At 72.0% G+C, this 14,942-nt stretch carries 13 protein-coding genes and 1 tRNA gene; 7 read left to right on the top strand and 7 right to left on the bottom strand.

The window, feature by feature from the left end; genetic code table 11:
* Positions 1 to 13: 13 nt before the first annotated feature.
* From O7617_RS13880 to O7617_RS13860, 5 genes are all read right to left on the bottom strand, one after another.
* On the bottom strand, positions 14 to 3,637 hold the full coding sequence (locus O7617_RS13880; protein WP_282263975.1) for an adenylate/guanylate cyclase domain-containing protein: 3,624 nt from the start codon (positions 3,635 to 3,637) through the stop codon (positions 14 to 16).
* Complete coding sequence (locus O7617_RS13875) at positions 3,634 to 4,470, bottom strand: MBL fold metallo-hydrolase (protein WP_282263974.1); 837 nt, start codon at positions 4,468 to 4,470, stop codon at positions 3,634 to 3,636. Before O7617_RS13875 ends, O7617_RS13880 begins: the two co-directional genes overlap by 4 nt.
* A 114-nt stretch (positions 4,471 to 4,584) precedes the next feature.
* Positions 4,585 to 5,046 (bottom strand): RidA family protein, encoded by a 462-nt coding sequence (locus O7617_RS13870; RefSeq protein ID WP_282263973.1) that lies wholly within the window; start codon positions 5,044 to 5,046, stop codon positions 4,585 to 4,587.
* 31 nt (positions 5,047 to 5,077) lie between these two features.
* The gene (locus O7617_RS13865; RefSeq protein WP_007466198.1) at positions 5,078 to 5,233 is read right to left on the bottom strand and encodes a DUF4177 domain-containing protein; all 156 of its coding nucleotides are present in this window, start codon (positions 5,231 to 5,233) and stop codon (positions 5,078 to 5,080) included.
* A gap of 44 nt (positions 5,234 to 5,277) precedes the next feature.
* Positions 5,278 to 5,763 (bottom strand): hypothetical protein, encoded by a 486-nt coding sequence (locus tag O7617_RS13860; protein WP_282263972.1) that lies wholly within the window; start codon positions 5,761 to 5,763, stop codon positions 5,278 to 5,280.
* Between the two features lie 434 nt (positions 5,764 to 6,197).
* Between O7617_RS13860 and O7617_RS13855 the strand changes: the two genes are divergently transcribed.
* Genes O7617_RS13855 through O7617_RS13845 form a run of 3 tightly spaced genes read left to right on the top strand, consistent with a single transcriptional unit; the run spans position 6,198 to position 9,073 of the window.
* A complete protein-coding gene (locus O7617_RS13855) occupies positions 6,198 to 6,863 on the top strand; it encodes a hypothetical protein (RefSeq protein ID WP_282264732.1) in 666 nt (221 codons plus the stop codon).
* A 26-nt stretch (positions 6,864 to 6,889) separates the two neighbouring features.
* Positions 6,890 to 7,867 carry an ArsA-related P-loop ATPase gene (locus O7617_RS13850; RefSeq protein ID WP_282263971.1) on the top strand — a complete coding sequence of 326 codons (978 nt, stop codon included), beginning with the start codon at positions 6,890 to 6,892 and terminating at the stop codon, positions 7,865 to 7,867.
* A 54-nt stretch (positions 7,868 to 7,921) separates the two neighbouring features.
* Positions 7,922 to 9,073: an ArsA-related P-loop ATPase gene (locus O7617_RS13845; protein ID WP_282263969.1), complete on the top strand. Its 1,152-nt coding sequence runs from the start codon at positions 7,922 to 7,924 to the stop codon at positions 9,071 to 9,073.
* A 6-nt stretch (positions 9,074 to 9,079) separates the two neighbouring features.
* On the opposite strand, the gene O7617_RS13840 is transcribed toward O7617_RS13845, so the two are convergent.
* A complete protein-coding gene (locus O7617_RS13840; RefSeq protein ID WP_145778553.1) occupies positions 9,080 to 9,400 on the bottom strand; it encodes a WhiB family transcriptional regulator in 321 nt (106 codons plus the stop codon).
* Between the two features lie 407 nt (positions 9,401 to 9,807).
* Between O7617_RS13840 and O7617_RS13835 the strand changes: the two genes are divergently transcribed.
* A complete protein-coding gene (locus O7617_RS13835; RefSeq protein ID WP_282263966.1) occupies positions 9,808 to 12,237 on the top strand; it encodes a transglycosylase domain-containing protein in 2,430 nt (809 codons plus the stop codon).
* A gap of 95 nt (positions 12,238 to 12,332) precedes the next feature.
* On the opposite strand, the gene O7617_RS13830 is transcribed toward O7617_RS13835, so the two are convergent.
* On the bottom strand, positions 12,333 to 12,788 hold the full coding sequence (locus O7617_RS13830) for a GatB/YqeY domain-containing protein (protein ID WP_282263965.1): 456 nt from the start codon (positions 12,786 to 12,788) through the stop codon (positions 12,333 to 12,335).
* A 25-nt stretch (positions 12,789 to 12,813) separates the two neighbouring features.
* On the opposite strand from O7617_RS13830, the gene O7617_RS13825 reads away from it, so the two are divergent.
* The 3 genes from O7617_RS13825 (at position 12,814) to O7617_RS13815 (ending at position 14,908) form a co-directional block, all read left to right on the top strand.
* A complete protein-coding gene (locus O7617_RS13825; protein WP_282263963.1) occupies positions 12,814 to 13,707 on the top strand; it encodes a metallophosphoesterase in 894 nt (297 codons plus the stop codon).
* Between the two features lie 289 nt (positions 13,708 to 13,996).
* Positions 13,997 to 14,073: transfer RNA gene (locus O7617_RS13820), tRNA-Pro, on the top strand.
* 208 nt (positions 14,074 to 14,281) lie between these two features.
* Positions 14,282 to 14,908 (top strand): methyltransferase domain-containing protein, encoded by a 627-nt coding sequence (locus tag O7617_RS13815; protein WP_282263961.1) that lies wholly within the window; start codon positions 14,282 to 14,284, stop codon positions 14,906 to 14,908.
* Positions 14,909 to 14,942: the final 34 nt, after the last annotated feature.

Raw genomic sequence — 14,942 nt, 5'->3', positions numbered from 1 at the left:
TTGATCACCGGAGTCAGGGGGAGAGGCGGGCGTGCAGGGCGTCGGCGGCGGGGCGTTCGCTGCGCTGCTCGGTCGCGTACGCCAGGCGGACCGCCTCCTCCGCGCAGGACAGCGCCTCCGTCGGCTGGCCGCAGGCAGCCAGCGCCTCGGCCAGCACACTCGCCGCGATCACCTGACTGCGCACGTCCTCGGCCGGGGCGGTGACCGCCCGTCGGGCCCAGTCCAACGCCTGCTCCCGCTGACCGTGGGCGAGCAGCGCCGCCGCGTACTGGGCCATCGTCTGGCGGCGGGAGAACAGCAGCGAGGGCGCGTTCGCGGCGGCCGTGGCCACCGGGGCGAGCAGCCCCACCGCGGTCGCCGAGTCACCGGCGGCCAGGCGTGCCGTCGCCAGCAGCACCCGAGGCGCCACCTGCGCCGGGGCCTGCGGGTTGTGCGGCTCCACTGTGGTCAGCACCGAACGGGCCATCTGCTCGGCGGTCTCACAGTCGCCCAGGTCCAACGCCACGAACCCGCGAAGCGTGCCGGCCATCCCGGTGAGCAGCGGGTGCGAGGTGCGCTCGGCGTACGCCAGGGCGTCGGTGAGCAGGTCCGCCGCGTGCTCCGGCTCGCCCAGCCCTCGCGCCACCACAGCGCGGACCACCAGCGCGAACCCCCGCCCCCAGTCGTCGGACGCGGCGGCGAACTCCCGGTACGCCCGCCGGGCCTCCCGGTCCGCCTCGGCCAGGTCACCCAGCTCGGCGGTGGCGAACGCGGCCACCGCGCGCAGCGTGCCCACCGCCCACGCCTCGCCGACCCGCTCCCCGAAGGGCAGGAACACCTGCGCCATCCGGCACGCCTCGCGCAACCGACCGGCGAGCAGTCGGGCGAACGCCGTGGTGCCACGCAGCCACGCCCGCCCGTACGGGTCCTTCAGCTCGGCGAAGAGCCGGGCGGCCCGACCGAGCACGGCGTCGGTGCCGGCGAAGTCACCCCGGGTGGTGGTGACCCATGCCAGGTTCTGCAGCGACCACGCCTGCCCACGCCGGTCCTGCGCGCCGAGGCTGACCTGGTACGCGGCAGCCAACCGGCTGCTCGCCTGGCTCAGCCGTCCGGCCACGAAGTCGGCCATCCCGAGTCGACGCATCGCGGTGGCGCGTTGGACGGGCAGGCCGCCCGCGGTGGCCACCTGCAACGCCTCCTGCCAGGCGGTCATCGCCCGACCCTGATCCCCCAGGGTCTCCTGGGCCTGCCCCGCGAGCAGCAGGGCACCCACCCGGGTGGCCTCGTCGCCCGCGTTCGCGGCGATCTTCTCGGCGTACGCCAACGCGTCGGCGACCCGGCCGACCTGGAGCAGCGCTCGGGCGTGCACCACCCGATCGGCCGCCGGCACCCCGTCGCGGGCCAGCTCGGTGGCGCGCTCGGCGTACTCGACGGCCAGCACCGGCTCACCGGCGGACAGCGACCGGCGGGCGGCCCGGCCGAGCGCGGCGACGCCGAGCGGCACCACCGCGCGGGCCGGCGCGTCCGGGCGCAGCTTCACCGCGTCGGCGAGCGTCGCGGCCCGCTCGACGTGCGTCGCCACGAAGTCGTCCCGGGCCTCGTCGGTGAACCCGCCCGGCCCGGCGGGGGCGGCCTCGTCCGTCGGCGCCGCCCAGCGGGCCAGTGCGGCGTGCCGCTCGGCCAGCTCCGCCTTGCTCACCCCGGCGTACGCCGCCTCCCGCATCAGCGGGGTCGCGAACGAGTAGCCGCTGCGGGAGCGGTGCAGCATCCGGCGTTGCAGCAACTCCTCGACGGCCCGGTCGAGTTCCACGGCGACCACGGCCGACGGTCGACCGTCGCGGCCGGCACGCTGCTCGCGCATCGCCTCCAACGCGCCGTTCGGCACCGTGTCCCCGATCACCGCGGCGTCACGCAGCACCGAACGGGCATCCGGTGGCAGGGCGTCGATCCGGGCGGCGAGGACGGCGGCGAGGTCCCGGGAGAGCAGACGGCTACCCAGCGAACCGGGCACCAGCCGCCAACTGGCCGACGCGCTCTGATCGCCGGTGCCGGGGCGTTCCCCCGACCCGCGGACGCCCCGCCCGGACTCCGTGGTGAGCGCCCCCCGCTCGATCAGCAGGGTGACCAACTCGGCCAGGTAGAAGGGGTTGCCCTGCGCGGTGGCGAGCAGCCGGTCCGTGTCGGCCTGGGGCAGCTTGCCACCGGACAGGTAGCTGGTGAGCAGCCGTGCCGCGTCGGCACCGCGCAGCGGCGGCAGGGAGTGCACCTCGGCGTCCGCGACCCGGGTCAGCGCCCCGGCGGTACGCACCAGCTCCGGCCGACCGAGCAGCAGCACCAGGACCGGGCCGGTGAGCCGGGACAGGGTCATCCCGAGGGCACTGATCGTCTCGGCGGTGGCGTCGTGCAGGTCGTCCACCACGATCACCAGCGGCGCCTCCGAGGCGAGGCCGCTGAGCAGGTCGGCGACCGCGTTCGGCACCGTCTCCGCGTCCGCGGCCGGGACGCCCGACCCACCCCACTCCCCGGTGTCGGTGCCGGGGTGGGCGGGCAGTTCGCCGTAGCCGAGCAGGGCGAGCAGTTGCTCGGCGGCGATCGGCGCGGTCTCGCCGCCGGAGCGGGCGAGTCGCTGCCCGAGCCGCCGCAGTCGCTCCTCCACGGCCGGTCGGGTCAGCGCGGTGGCCGCGTCACTGGGCAGGCCGACGGCGGCACGCACCAGGTCGGCCAGGGGCGCGAGCCGACGTCGCTCACCGAACGCGGCGCACCGCACCGAGAGCACCCGAGCGCCGGTGTGCGCCGCGTACCGGCCGGGGCCGACGTCGTACCCGGCGGCGAGGCGCTCGACCTCCGCGGCGAACCGGGACTTGCCGATGCCCGCCTCGGCGGTCATCAGCAGCACCCGCGGGTCCCCCTGGTCGATCACCTCGGCGAGCCGACCGGCGACCCGACCGATCTCCGTCTCCCGGCCGACGTACGGTGCCTCGTCGCCGAGCCCCGACCGGGTGCCCGGCGCGTCCAGGAGACCGAGCAGCTCGTACGCCTCGACCGGTTCCCGCTTGCCCTTGAGCCGCAGCGGGCGCAGCGCCCGCCAGGACGACACGTGCCGGGTCGCGGCGGCGGTGCGCCCTCCGGCGTACACCGCGCCGACGGCGGCGGCGTCGGCCAGCCGGGCGGCGGTGTTCACGGTGTCGCCGATGACCGTGTACTCGATGGCGGCCTGGATGCCCGCGATGACGTCACCGGTGTTCAAGCCGACGCGCAGTCCGAGCGGCGCGCCGCCGCCCCGTTCGTCGTCGAGCACCCGGCGGACGGCCCGCTGCATGGACAGGGCGGCCCGAACCGCGCGTTCGGCGTCGTCCTCGTGCGCCACCGGAGCGCCGAAGACCGCCATGATCCCGTCGCCGGTGAGCTTGTCGACATGCCCGCCGAACGTCTTCACCGCACCGGCCAGCGCGGCGAGCACCCGGTCGGTGACCGCGCCGACCCGTTCCGGGTCGAGGTCCTCGGACCAGGAGGTGAACTCGGAGAGGTCACCGAAGAGCACGGTGACCACCCGGCGCTCGGCCGCCGGCAACGTGGCGGCGGCCGGCAACGCGGCACCGCAGTTGTGGCAGAACCGCGCGCCGGGAACGGCGACGGTTCCACACACGGGGCAGGTCACATGTGCTCCAACCCACTGACCCCGGGCGCGGATTCCCCGGGGTCGACACCCAGATATTCGAGTTGGGCGCGGACCGACCACTCGGCCGCCCACCAGAGCGAGCGGTCCACGTCCGCGTAGACCGCCGCCACCACGTCGGCGGGCGTGCTTGCTCCGGCGGCGACCGCGGCCCGGACCTGGTCGAGCCGCGCCCGGCGGTGCGCGAGGTAGAAGTCGGCGGCGGCGGCGCAGTCGGCGAGCGCGGGACCGTGGCCCGGCAGGGCCGGGATCCGCCGGTACGCGGACAGCAGCTCCAGGCTCTTCAGGTAGTCGCCGAGGTGCCCGTCGGGGTGGGCGACCACGGTGGTGCCCCGACCGAGGATGGTGTCACCGGTGAGCACCACCCGCTCGTCGCCGTGCTCGACCAGGAAGCAGACCGAGTCGGCGGTGTGCCCGGGGGTGCCCAGCAGGCGGATCTCCAGGCCGAAGCCGCCGAGGTCTTCATCCGGCTCGGTCAGCGGCTCGCCGCCGATGGTGTGCGCCGGGTCGGCCGCGAGGACGTGCACGCCGCCGAGTAGTCCGCTCAACCGTGCGGCACCCTCGGTGTGGTCCGGGTGGCCGTGGGTGATCAGGATCAGCCCGATGGGCCCGTGTTCGGCGATGCGGGTCAGGTGCCCCTCGTCCGCCGGCCCGGGGTCGACCACGATGGCCTGCTCGCCGGCCGGGGCGCGCAGCACCCAGGTGTTGGTGCCGTCGAGGGTCATCGGCCCGGGGTTCGGCGCACGCAGCAACGTCACCCAGGTCGGCAGCTCGTCGGCGAGCGCCGCCGCCGGCGCCGTCACGTGCCCGCTCATGGCTGCGATCGTACGACCCCGCCCGCCACACCCCACGATCTTGCCCGGCGAACCGGAAGGAAGGGCCGCGAAAAGGGCCCTTCCTTCCGACGGATCGCGGATGACGCCGACGCGTCAGGCGACCTCGACGATCAACTCGATCTCCACCGGGGCGTCGAGGGGCAGTTCGGCCACACCGACGGCGCTGCGGGCGTGGCGACCGGCCTCGCCGAAGACGGTGCCGAAGAGGTCGGAGGCACCGTTGATCACCGCGGGCTGACCGGTGAAGCCGGGCGCGGAGGCCACGAAACCGGTCACCTTGACCACCTTGACCACGTTCTCCAGGCCGACGAGGGAGTCGACAGCGGCCAACGCGTTGAGCCCGCAGCGCTGCGCCAGATCCTTCGCCTGCTCGGCGGAGATCCCGGCGCCGACCTTGCCGGTCGCGAGCAGTTTGCCCTCGGCGATCGGCAACTGGCCGGAGACGTAGACGTGCTGCCCGGACTGCACGGCCGGCACGTAGCTGGCCACCGGCGGCACGACCTCGGGCAGTTCGAAGCCCAGCTCGGCGAGCTTCGCGTGCGGACCGTTGCTCACCGCGTCACCTCGGGAATCCGTTGCGCCGCGCTCACGCCTTGGGCCGCTTCAGGTAGGCGACCAGCTGGTCCGGGTTGGGCCCGGGGACCACGGCGACGAGCTCCCACCCGTCCTCGCCCCAGTTGTCGAGGATCTGCTTGGTCGCGTGGACCAGCAGCGGGACCGTGGAGTATTCCCACTTCTGCATCGCTGAAGCGCTCCCTCTCGGTGCGGAATTGTTCGAGGGACAGCCTACGGTCCGCCGGCCGGGCGGGACGCGGGACGCTGCTCCGGCGCGGCCGGCACCTCCCCACAGAGGCCCTCGTGCTCGTACCCCTGGGGGCAGCGGGACCGGTCGGGCAGCAGCAGGTCGCAGAAGACCCGGTGCCTGTTGTTCTGGTCGTCGGCGTTGGACACGGTGGTCTCGCCGGCGTCCAGCTCGGGCAGGAAGCCCAGGGACACCGCGACCCGGCCGGCCAGCACGGTCGCCGCCGCCAGACTCGGCACGCGGATCGGCAGGTGGATGACGTACCCCGGCTCGTCGTCGTCGCGGGCCCGCTCGGCGGGGCGGCTCGGCGTCCGGGCGGTCTCCGTCTGCTCCGACATCCGGCGGTACGACCGTTCGTTGACCGGCTGACCGCCGACCGGCCCCCCGCCGGTCTCGACCACGGATCCGGGCCGTCGCGGCCGATCGTTGGTCGGGAACTGGGTGCGAGGGCTGTTGTCCGCGTCGCGCATGCAGTGCCTCCGGTCGTACCTCTCGGATCATGCTTCCGGCCCGGGCCCATTCGTCCGTTCCGGCCCCCGCACCGGGACGAAGGTAGGTCGATGGCCCCGGTCCCGCCAACAGGACGCGCACAACCAGTCATTAACAGTCACATATGCGACAGATCGCCAATGGGGGCAGTCGATGTCGCTGTCGGCCCATCCGACCGGACGCCCGCTCGGTATGGCAGGGCGACGCCGAATCGGTAATCGACAGTTACCCTTCCGGTCGGACGGTCGCGCAGCGCCCGGCCGCCCGCTCGATCACGCTCGACGCCCTGGGTGGCGGCGGGCGTCGCACCCCCGAGGGAACGACGATGACCCAACCGCCCAGCGGCGACCAGGCCGGCCCGACCGCCCACCCTTCGGCCCACCCGGAGCCCGCCGGCCAGTCGGGCCCTCCGGCCATCCCCGGCCAGACAGCCCCCGCCGCACCGTCCGGGCGACTCGCCCTCCCCGCGGCCTCCGCCCAGCCGGCGCTCCCCGCCGCCCCCGCCCAGGCAGGTGACGTCGGGCAACCGGAACGCCCGGTCGGACCGACCCCGGCTGCGGCTCCGCCCGGGTCGGGCACCGCGGAGATCCCACCACCCCCGCCGGGATATCCGCCGTACCAGGGCACCGGCGCGCCGAAGAAGAAGAACGGCCTGCTGATCGCGGCGATCGCACTGGTCGTGATCATGGTGCTCTGCGTGGGCGGTGGTGTGGTGGCGTTCCTGACCCTGCGCGACGCCGAGACCGGCGAAGGCGCCAAGGAGCCGGCGGTCGCGGTCGACGAGTTCCTCACCGCGGTCTACAAGGACCGTGACGCCACCAAGGCGGCCAGCCGGGTCTGCGCGGCCTCCCGCGACGACGAGAAGATCGCCGCGAAGGTCGCCGAGGTGCAGAAGTACGCCTCCGCGCACCAGAACCCCCGCTTCCGGTGGACCACCCCGAAGGTGGACAACCAGACCGGCGACCGGGCCACGGTCTCCACCCGGGTCACCATGACCACCTCCGATGAGAAGGTGGCTGACCAGGACCTACGTTTCACAGTGGTGCAGAAGACGGGTTGGTGGGTCTGCGAGGTCGCGTGACCGCCGACCCTGGATAGGCTCGACGGGTGTGTGCAGCTGAGCGGCCGACCGAACCGGCCGGTACGGGATGGTCCGCCCGCCTTCACGTGGTGACCGGCAAGGGCGGCACCGGCAAGACCAGCGTCGCGGCGGCCCTGGCCCTCGCGCTCGCCGCCGGTGGTCGGCGCACCCTGCTGGTCGAGGTCGAGGGGCGGCAGGGCATCGCCCAACTGTTCGGCATCGACCCGCTGCCCTACGAGGAGCGGCACCTCGCCGACGCACCGGACGGCGGTGAGGTGCGCGCCCTCGCGGTGGACGCCGAGGAGGCGTTGCTCGAGTACCTCGACATGTTCTACAAGCTGGGCGCGGCCGGCCGGGCGCTGCGCAAGCTCGGCGCCATCGACTTCGCCACCACCATCGCGCCGGGCCTCCGGGACGTGCTGCTCACCGGCAAGGTGAAGGAGGCGACCACCCGCACCTCCGGGCAGCGCCGCGCGTACGACGCGGTGGTGTTGGACGCCCCGCCGACCGGACGGATCGGCCGTTTCCTCAACGTGACGGCGGAGACCGCCCGGCTGGCCAAGGTGGGCCCGATCAAGACCCAGAGCGAGGGCGTCTCAGCGCTGCTGCGCTCCCCGATGACCGCGGTGCACGTCGTCACGCTGCTGGAGGAGATGCCGGTACAGGAGACGGTGGACGCCATCGCGGACCTGACCTCGCTCGGCTTCGGCGTCGGGAAGGTGATCGTCAACGGCGCTCGGCCCCGACTGCCCGCCGGTCCGGCGCTCACCGCCGCCGAGCTGCGACGCGGGTTGGTCGCCGCCGGGTTGCCTGCCGACCGGGACATCGTGGCCGGTTTGCACGACGAGGCCCGGGACCAGCTCATCCGGCGCGAACTGGAGGATTCGCTCCGCGCCGACCTGGTGGAGTTGGGGCTGCCGATGATCGAGCTGCCGTTGCTGCCCGACGGGGTGGACCGGGCGGGCCTGATGACCCTGGCCCGAGCCCTCGTCAGCGCCGATTGACTCACACCTGAGCTCAGCACCGGCGCGTGGACCCACGCGGCCCGATACGCTCGATTGGTGCCTTCCGAAGACGCGGCGCCGCGGCTGGACGTCGACCAGATCCTCGCCGACCCCGGCGTACGGATCGTCGTGTGCTGCGGTGCCGGCGGGGTGGGGAAGACGACCACCGCCGCGGCGCTGGCACTGCGGGCTGCCGAGCAGCACGGCCGGCGCACCGTGGTGCTCACCATCGACCCGGCTCGCCGGCTGGCGCAGTCGCTGGGCCTGACCGAGTTGGACAACACCCCTCGTCAGGTCAAGGGCATCGACGTCGAGAGCAGCGGCGGCGAGTTGCACGCCATGATGCTGGACATGAAGCGCACCTTCGACGACGTGGTGCTGCAGCACACCGATCCGGCGAAGGCCGCGGAGATCTTCGCGAACCCGTTCTACCAGGCAATGAGCTCGACCTTCGCCGGCACGCAGGAGTACATGGCGATGGAGAAGTTGGGTCAGCTGCACGCCCGGGGCGAGTGGGACCTGATCGTCGTGGACACCCCACCGTCCCGCTCGGCACTGGATTTCCTGGACGCGCCGGCCCGACTCTCCCGCTTCCTCGACGGCCGGATGCTGCGACTGCTGCTGGCCCCGGCGCGCAGCGGCGGTCGGAGCATGTTCAGCCTGGTCACGGCCTCGTTCGGGATGTTCTCGAAGGTGGTGCAGAAGGTGCTCGGCGCACAACTGCTCACCGACCTGTCCGGCTTCGTGGCCGCCCTGGACTCGATGTTCGGCGGTTTCCGGCAGCGCGCGGAGCAGACGTACCGCATCCTTCAGGCGCGGGAGACGGCCTTCCTGCTGGTCGCGGCCCCGGAGCCGGACGCGGTCCGGGAGGCCGCCTACTTCGCGGGCCGTCTGCGTGACGAGCGGATGCCGCTCGCCGGCCTGGTGCTCAACCGGGTGCACCGACCGGCGGTGCCGGAGTTGGACGCCGAGCAGAGCCGGGTCGCCGCCGAGCGGCTGACCGAGCTGGGTGGGCACGAGGCCACCGCCGACCTGTTGCGGGCCCACGCGGCGCTGGCCCGCCAGGCGGTACGCGAGCAGCAGGTCGCCGCGCGCTTCACCGAGGCGTTCCCGGCGGTGCCGGCGGTGTCGGTGACGGCTCAGCCCGCCGACGTACACGACGTCGACGGGCTGCGGACGATCGGCGCGGCGATCAGCCGGCCGTGACCGGCTTCAGTTGGTCGCGCTGACCAGGATCTTGTCCTTGCCGGTCTTGTCCTTGCTGTTCTTCTTCATCGCGGCCTCGAACATCTTGCGCCAGCTCGTCACCTGCGGGTGACGACGCAGCAGCGCCCGCCGTTCGCGTTCGGTCATGCCACCCCACACACCGAACTCGATCCGGTTGTCCAGCGCGTCGGCCAGGCACTCGTACCGAACTGGGCAGCTCCGGCAGATCCGCTTCGCCACGTTCTGTTCGGCGCCCTGTACGAACAACGCGTCCGGGTCCCCGTTCTGACATGCCGCCAGCGACGGCCAGTCAGTGATCATGCCCATGTGTACACGTCCCCCCTTGCAGTACCTACCGACCTCGTCGATGCACGTCAGCCGGCAATTCCCCCCGGTCGCCCGGCCTACCTTCCCCAAGGCGGCGCGGACGACATGTGGCTCTGTCGCCGCCCCCATCATGCTCTGTAGTCGACCGATTACGCAACGTTGTCGGCGAAATCCATCATTCCGGACACTCCCGGCTTCCCGGGCCTTCGACCGCCGGTTACCCCGCACAGGTCAGCGATAACGCTGCGCCGCCTCCTCGATTCGGAGGAGACTCACGCCAGGTCACACGCAACCAAGCACCGGGGGTCGTGCGTTTAGCACAACGAGGGCAGCGCGCGCAGGAAATGGGGAAAGAACGCCCCAGCGCCCCTCGTTCCCTACTCGCGTACCCTGTCGAGGTGACCTGGATGCGGAAACGTGACCACAATGTGCTGACCAACGCCGCATCGCTACTCGTGTGTGGCCTGTTGGCCGGCGTGGTGGTCGCTGCGGCGGCCTTCCCCGCGGTGGCGATGTCCGGCTTGGCCGCGAAGGCCGGAGCCGAGACATTCGGCGCCCTGCCCACGGAGCTGACCGTGGCCCGCGCGCCACAGATCAGCTATCTGTTGGCCTCGGACGGCAAGACACCGCTCGCGACGATGTACGACGAGAACCGGCGCGACGTGAAGCTCGCCGACATCTCGCCGTACATGCAGAAGGCCATCATCGCGGCCGAGGACCACGACTTCTACAAGCACAACGGCGTCGACATCAACGGTGTCGCCCGCGCGTTCGTCAACAACCAGAACGAGGGTGCCGGCCGGCAGGGCGCCTCGACGCTGACGATGCAGTACGTCCGGCTGGCCATCGCCTACTCGGCCACCCACCCGGCCGACGTGGTGGCGGCGACCGAGGACACCAGCGCCCGCAAGCTCCGCGAGATGCGGCTGGCTCTGCAGGTCGACAAGGAGTTCTCCAAGGACGAGATCCTCACCCGCTACCTCAACCTCGCCTCGTTCGGCAACGGCGCGTACGGCATCTTCGCCGCCAGCCAGGTCTACTTCGGCAAGCCGCCGAGCAAGCTCAAGATCGAGGAAGCGGCGCTGCTGGCCGGCATGGTCAAGGCACCGACGACGAACGACCCGACCACCAAGGCCGGCTACCCGCTCGCCCTGGAGCGGCGCGACTACGTCATCGACAACATGGTCGAGATCAAGGCCATCACGCAGCAGGAGGCCGACGCCGCCAAGGCCGTCAAGCTCGAGGTGAAGGACAAGCGCACCCCGAACGGCTGTGTCTCCGCCAACGTCAACAGCTGGGGCTTCTTCTGTGACTACTTCTACCGCTGGTGGATGGATCAGGAGACGTTCGGCTCGACCACGTACGACCGCGAGCGTCGTCTGAAGAGCGGCGGCTACACCGTCGTCACCTCGATCGACGTCCAGGCGCAGAGGGCAGCGGACAAGGCGGTCCGCAAGGCCAAGAGCGAGAACAGCAAGGAAGCCGCCATGGTCGCGGTGGTCGAGCCCGGCACCGGCCGGGTCCGGGCGCTCGCGGTCAACAGGCAGTTCAAGCTGGACGACCCGAAGAACCCGAAGAACAAGATCTCCAGCGACCCGGCGAAGAGCAAGAGGAAGATCCGGGGCAACTACCCGGCGACGGTGAACCCGCTGCTCACCGGCGGCGACGGCATCACCGGCTACCAAGCCGGGTCGACGTTCAAGATGTTCACCATCGTGGCGGCGCTGGAGAAGGGCATCCCGCTCAGCTACAGCATCAACGCGCCGAAGCAGTTCAAGTCGGAATACATCATCCGGCCCGGCCCGGCGGCCTGCCCGGGGACCAGCTTCTACTGCCCCACCAACTCCACCGACAGCATGGCCGGCCCGCACAACATGTGGAGCGCGTTCGGCCGCTCGGTCAACACCTACTTCGTGCCACTGCAGCAGCAGGTCGGTGCGGAGAACGTGGTCAAGGCCGCGAAGCGGCTGGGCATCAACTTCCGGTCCCAGGAGGACCTGGACCTGGAGAAGGGTGCGCACCAGTGGGGCGCGTTCACCCTGGGCGTCTCGCAGACCACCCCGCTCGACCTGGCCAACGCCTACGCCACCCTCGCCGCGGACGGTAAGTACTGCGAACCGATCCCGGTGCAGGAGATCCGCGACCCGGAGGGCAACAAACTGGACATCGCCAACCCGCGTTGCGAGAAGCGGTTCAGCACCGACGTGGCCCGCGCCGCCGTGGACGCCGCCCGCTGCCCGGTCGGTGACAAGTCGTCGTCCTCGAAGTGCACGGGTGCCACCGCCCCCAACGTCCGCGGCGACGTCGGTTACCCGGTGGCCGGCAAGTCCGGCACCACCGACTCGGAGAAGACCGCCGCCCTGGTCGCGATGACCAAGCAGTACTCGGTTGCCGGCATCATGGCCGACCCGGACTGGCCGCAGACGAACGTCAAGATGAAGCACGCGGAGAAGGACGGCATCAACCCGCCGGTGTGGGAGACGCTGCGGGACGCCATGAAGGGCAAGCCGAAGATCAACTTCGAGCCGCCCGGCCAGAAGATCTCCGAGGGCGACCAGCGCAGCATCCCCGAAGTGAAGTGCATCTCGGTGGAGCAGGCGAAGTCCCGGCTCAAGGGCGCCGGCTTCGAACCGGTCGTCTCCAGCGCGAAGGTCCCCTCCTCGTGCAAGGCCGGCGAGGCCGCCGGCACCAGCCCGGACGGTCGCACGATCAAGGGCGGGCTGGTCAGCATCCAGGTCAGCAGCGGCAGCGGCGCGCCGGGCAACACCGACGGCACGCCGGGCAACCCGCCCGGCAACCAGCCCGGCCGACCCGGCAACGGCCGTCCCGGCGGCTGAGCCGACGAGTAGGACACGAACGGGCGGGCACCCTCCTCGGGTGCCCGCCCGTTCGTCTGTCCGGCCGGTCATGGCCGGCGCTGGTCCCGCTGGTGTCAGAGACCGAGCTGTCGGCGTACCTCCGCGGCCACCCGACCGCCCTCGGCCCGACCCGCCACCGCGGCCTGGGCCGCCTTCATCGCCGGGCCCATCTGGCTCTTACCGGTGAAGCCGCCCGCGGCGAGCGCCCCCGACACCAGCTCGGCCAGCTCGGCGTCCGGGAGCTGCTTGGGCAGGTAACGGTCCAGCACCTCACCCTCGGCGGTCTCCTTCGCGGCCTGCTCGGCGCGACCGGCGTCGGCGAACGCGGTGGCGGCCTCCCGGCGCTTCTTGGCCTCCTTGGTCAGCACCGCGAGCACCTCGTCGTCGGTGAGGTCGCGCTTGGCCTTGCCGGCGACCTCCGCATTGCCGACGGCGGCCAGGGCCATCCGCAGTGTGGAGGTGGTCAGCTCGTCGCGCGCCTTGAGCGCGGAACGCATGTCGGCGGTGAGGCGGTCCTTCAGCGTGCTCATGGACGGTCAAACTACCCTGAACGCCATGCGAAAGCGCACACTATTCCGGCTTGCCGCCGGAACCGCCACGGTCGGCGCGGCCACCCTCGCGTACGCGTCGCTCGTCGAGCGCAACATGTTCACCCTGCGGCGGTACGACGTGCCGGTGCTCCCGGCCGACGCGGAGCCGCTGCGTGTGCTGCACCTGTCCGACCTGCACATGATGCCCGACCAGGCACGCAAGCAGCGCTGGGTGGCGTCGCTGGCCGCCCTGGACCCCGACCTGGTGGTGGTCACCGGCGACAACATGGCCCACCCGGGCGCGGTGCCCGGGGTGCTGCGGGCCCTCCAGCCGCTGCTGGACTTCCCCGGAGCGTTCGTCTTCGGTTCCAACGACTACACCGGCCCGGTGTTGAAGAACCCGTTCACCTACTTCCTGCCCGACCGGGAGTACACCGAGGGTGTCGAGCTGCCCTACGAGGAACTGCGCCAGGTCTTCACCGGCGCCGGATGGGTCGACCTCAACAACGCCCGGACCATGCTGAAGGCCGGCGGTCGGCAGGTGGACCTGGTCGGGGTCGACGACCCCCACATCGACCGGGACGACTACCCGTCCGTAGCCGGCGCGGTCTCGTCCTCCACCGACCTGTCCATCGCCGTTACGCACTCCCCCGAGCCACGGGTGCTCGACCAGATGGCCGCCGACAGCTTCGGCCTGCTGCTGGCCGGGCACACCCACGGCGGTCAGGTCTGCGTACCGGGCTACGGGGCCCTGGTGACCAACTGCGGCCTGCCCCGCTCGATGGCGCGCGGCCTGCACCGGTGGCCGGGCTCGGACTCCTGGCTGCACGTCTCCGCCGGCCTCGGCACCCACCCCACCGCCCCGGTCCGCTTCGCCTGCCCCCCGGAGGCCAGCATCCTGACCCTCATCCCCCGCTGACCCGCGCTCGCCCGGGGCGCGCCGCGCTCGCCCGGGGCGCGCCGCGCTCGCCCGGGGCGCGCCGCGCTCGCCCGGGGCGCGCCGCGCTCGTCCGGGGCGCGCCGCGCTCGTCCGGGGCGCGCCGCGCTTGATCCGCGCAACATCGGGGATGTTGCTGCCTCAGGACGCGCCGAGGCAGCAACATCGGTGAAGTTGTGCGGATCTTGGTCGCTCCGGCGGGGTGTTCCGGGCGGCGGGGGTACCGAGTTTGACCATCGGACCGGGTGGGCTACTATTTGTCGGCACGCCTCGGGGTGTGGCGCAGCTTGGTAGCGCGCTTCGTTCGGGACGAAGAGGTCGTCGGTTCGAATCCGGCCACCCCGACCAGAGGCAAGAGGGCACATCCGATCCATGGATGTGCCCTCTCAGCATTTCAACGGAGCCCGGCCCGGCAGCCCGCGCCCGGCTGGCCGAGCCGCGCCTTTCGGGATGCGCACCGGCTCTACGCAGCCAATATAGGTGTTTCTACCGATCCCCGGAGGTGCTGCCACACCTAGCGTCGGTGGCACGACGAGCCGTCCGAGGGAGACCACCGATGACCACCACACTCGACTTCACCGCCGTCAAGGCACGCCAGCAGGTGACCTGGGCCAGTGGCGACTACGGGGCTGTCGCCGCCCTCATCCACCCGATCTCCGAGTTGCTGGTGACCGCGGCCGACGGCGCGTTCGACGCGGTGCTCTCCGTCGTCGGCGTGATGTTCGCTCCGCACCAGGAGCGGGCGGCGGCCGAGTTGGTCCGGGTCTGCCGGCCCGGAGGCACCGTGGCTCTGGCGTCGTGGACGCCGCAGGGTTTCATCGGCGAGCTGTTCCGCACGGTGGGGCGGCATGTGCCGCCACCGGCGGGGCTGCGCCCGCCGGTGCAGTGGGGCGACGAGGGCCGGGTCCGCGAGTTGCTCGGCGGGGCCGTGGGCGACATTCGGGCGGTACGCCGGGAGTTCGTCTTCCGCTTCGGTACGCCTGAGGAGTTCGCCCTCTTCTTCCGGGCCAACTACGGTCCGACCCTGAAGGCCTTCGAGGCGCTGCCCGAGGCACGCCGACCGGAGCTGCACGCGGACCTGGTGGAGCTGGCCCGCACCCACAACCGGTCCACCGACGGCACGGTCCGCATCCCGGCGGAATACCTGGAGGTCATGGCGCGGCGTATCGCCGACCCGGCCTGACCTGTTGGAACGGTGGCGGCCACACACCGGTCTG

The sequence above is a fragment of the Micromonospora sp. WMMD1155 genome, from assembly GCF_029581275.1.
In the GTDB taxonomy this organism is placed as follows: Bacteria; Actinomycetota; Actinomycetes; order Mycobacteriales; family Micromonosporaceae; genus Micromonospora.
The sequence above is the reverse complement of the archived record's forward strand: the minus strand, read 5'-3'. Positions and strand labels throughout refer to the sequence as shown.

Bases quoted from the DNA above. Each gene is read 5' to 3' on its own strand.
- O7617_RS13815 (WP_282263961.1), top strand. From the start codon at position 14,282: ATGACCACCACACTCGACTTCACCGCCGTCAAGGCACGCCAGCAGGTG.
- O7617_RS13825 (WP_282263963.1), top strand. From the start codon at position 12,814: ATGCGAAAGCGCACACTATTCCGGCTTGCCGCCGGAACCGCCACGGTC.
- O7617_RS13875 (WP_282263974.1), bottom strand. From the start codon at position 4,470: ATGAGCGGGCACGTGACGGCGCCGGCGGCGGCGCTCGCCGACGAGCTG.
- O7617_RS13860 (WP_282263972.1), bottom strand. From the start codon at position 5,763: ATGCGCGACGCGGACAACAGCCCTCGCACCCAGTTCCCGACCAACGAT.
- O7617_RS13840 (WP_145778553.1), bottom strand. From the start codon at position 9,400: ATGGGCATGATCACTGACTGGCCGTCGCTGGCGGCATGTCAGAACGGG.
- O7617_RS13835 (WP_282263966.1), top strand. From the start codon at position 9,808: ATGCGGAAACGTGACCACAATGTGCTGACCAACGCCGCATCGCTACTC.
- O7617_RS13830 (WP_282263965.1), bottom strand. From the start codon at position 12,788: ATGAGCACGCTGAAGGACCGCCTCACCGCCGACATGCGTTCCGCGCTC.
- O7617_RS13865 (WP_007466198.1), bottom strand. From the start codon at position 5,233: ATGCAGAAGTGGGAATACTCCACGGTCCCGCTGCTGGTCCACGCGACC.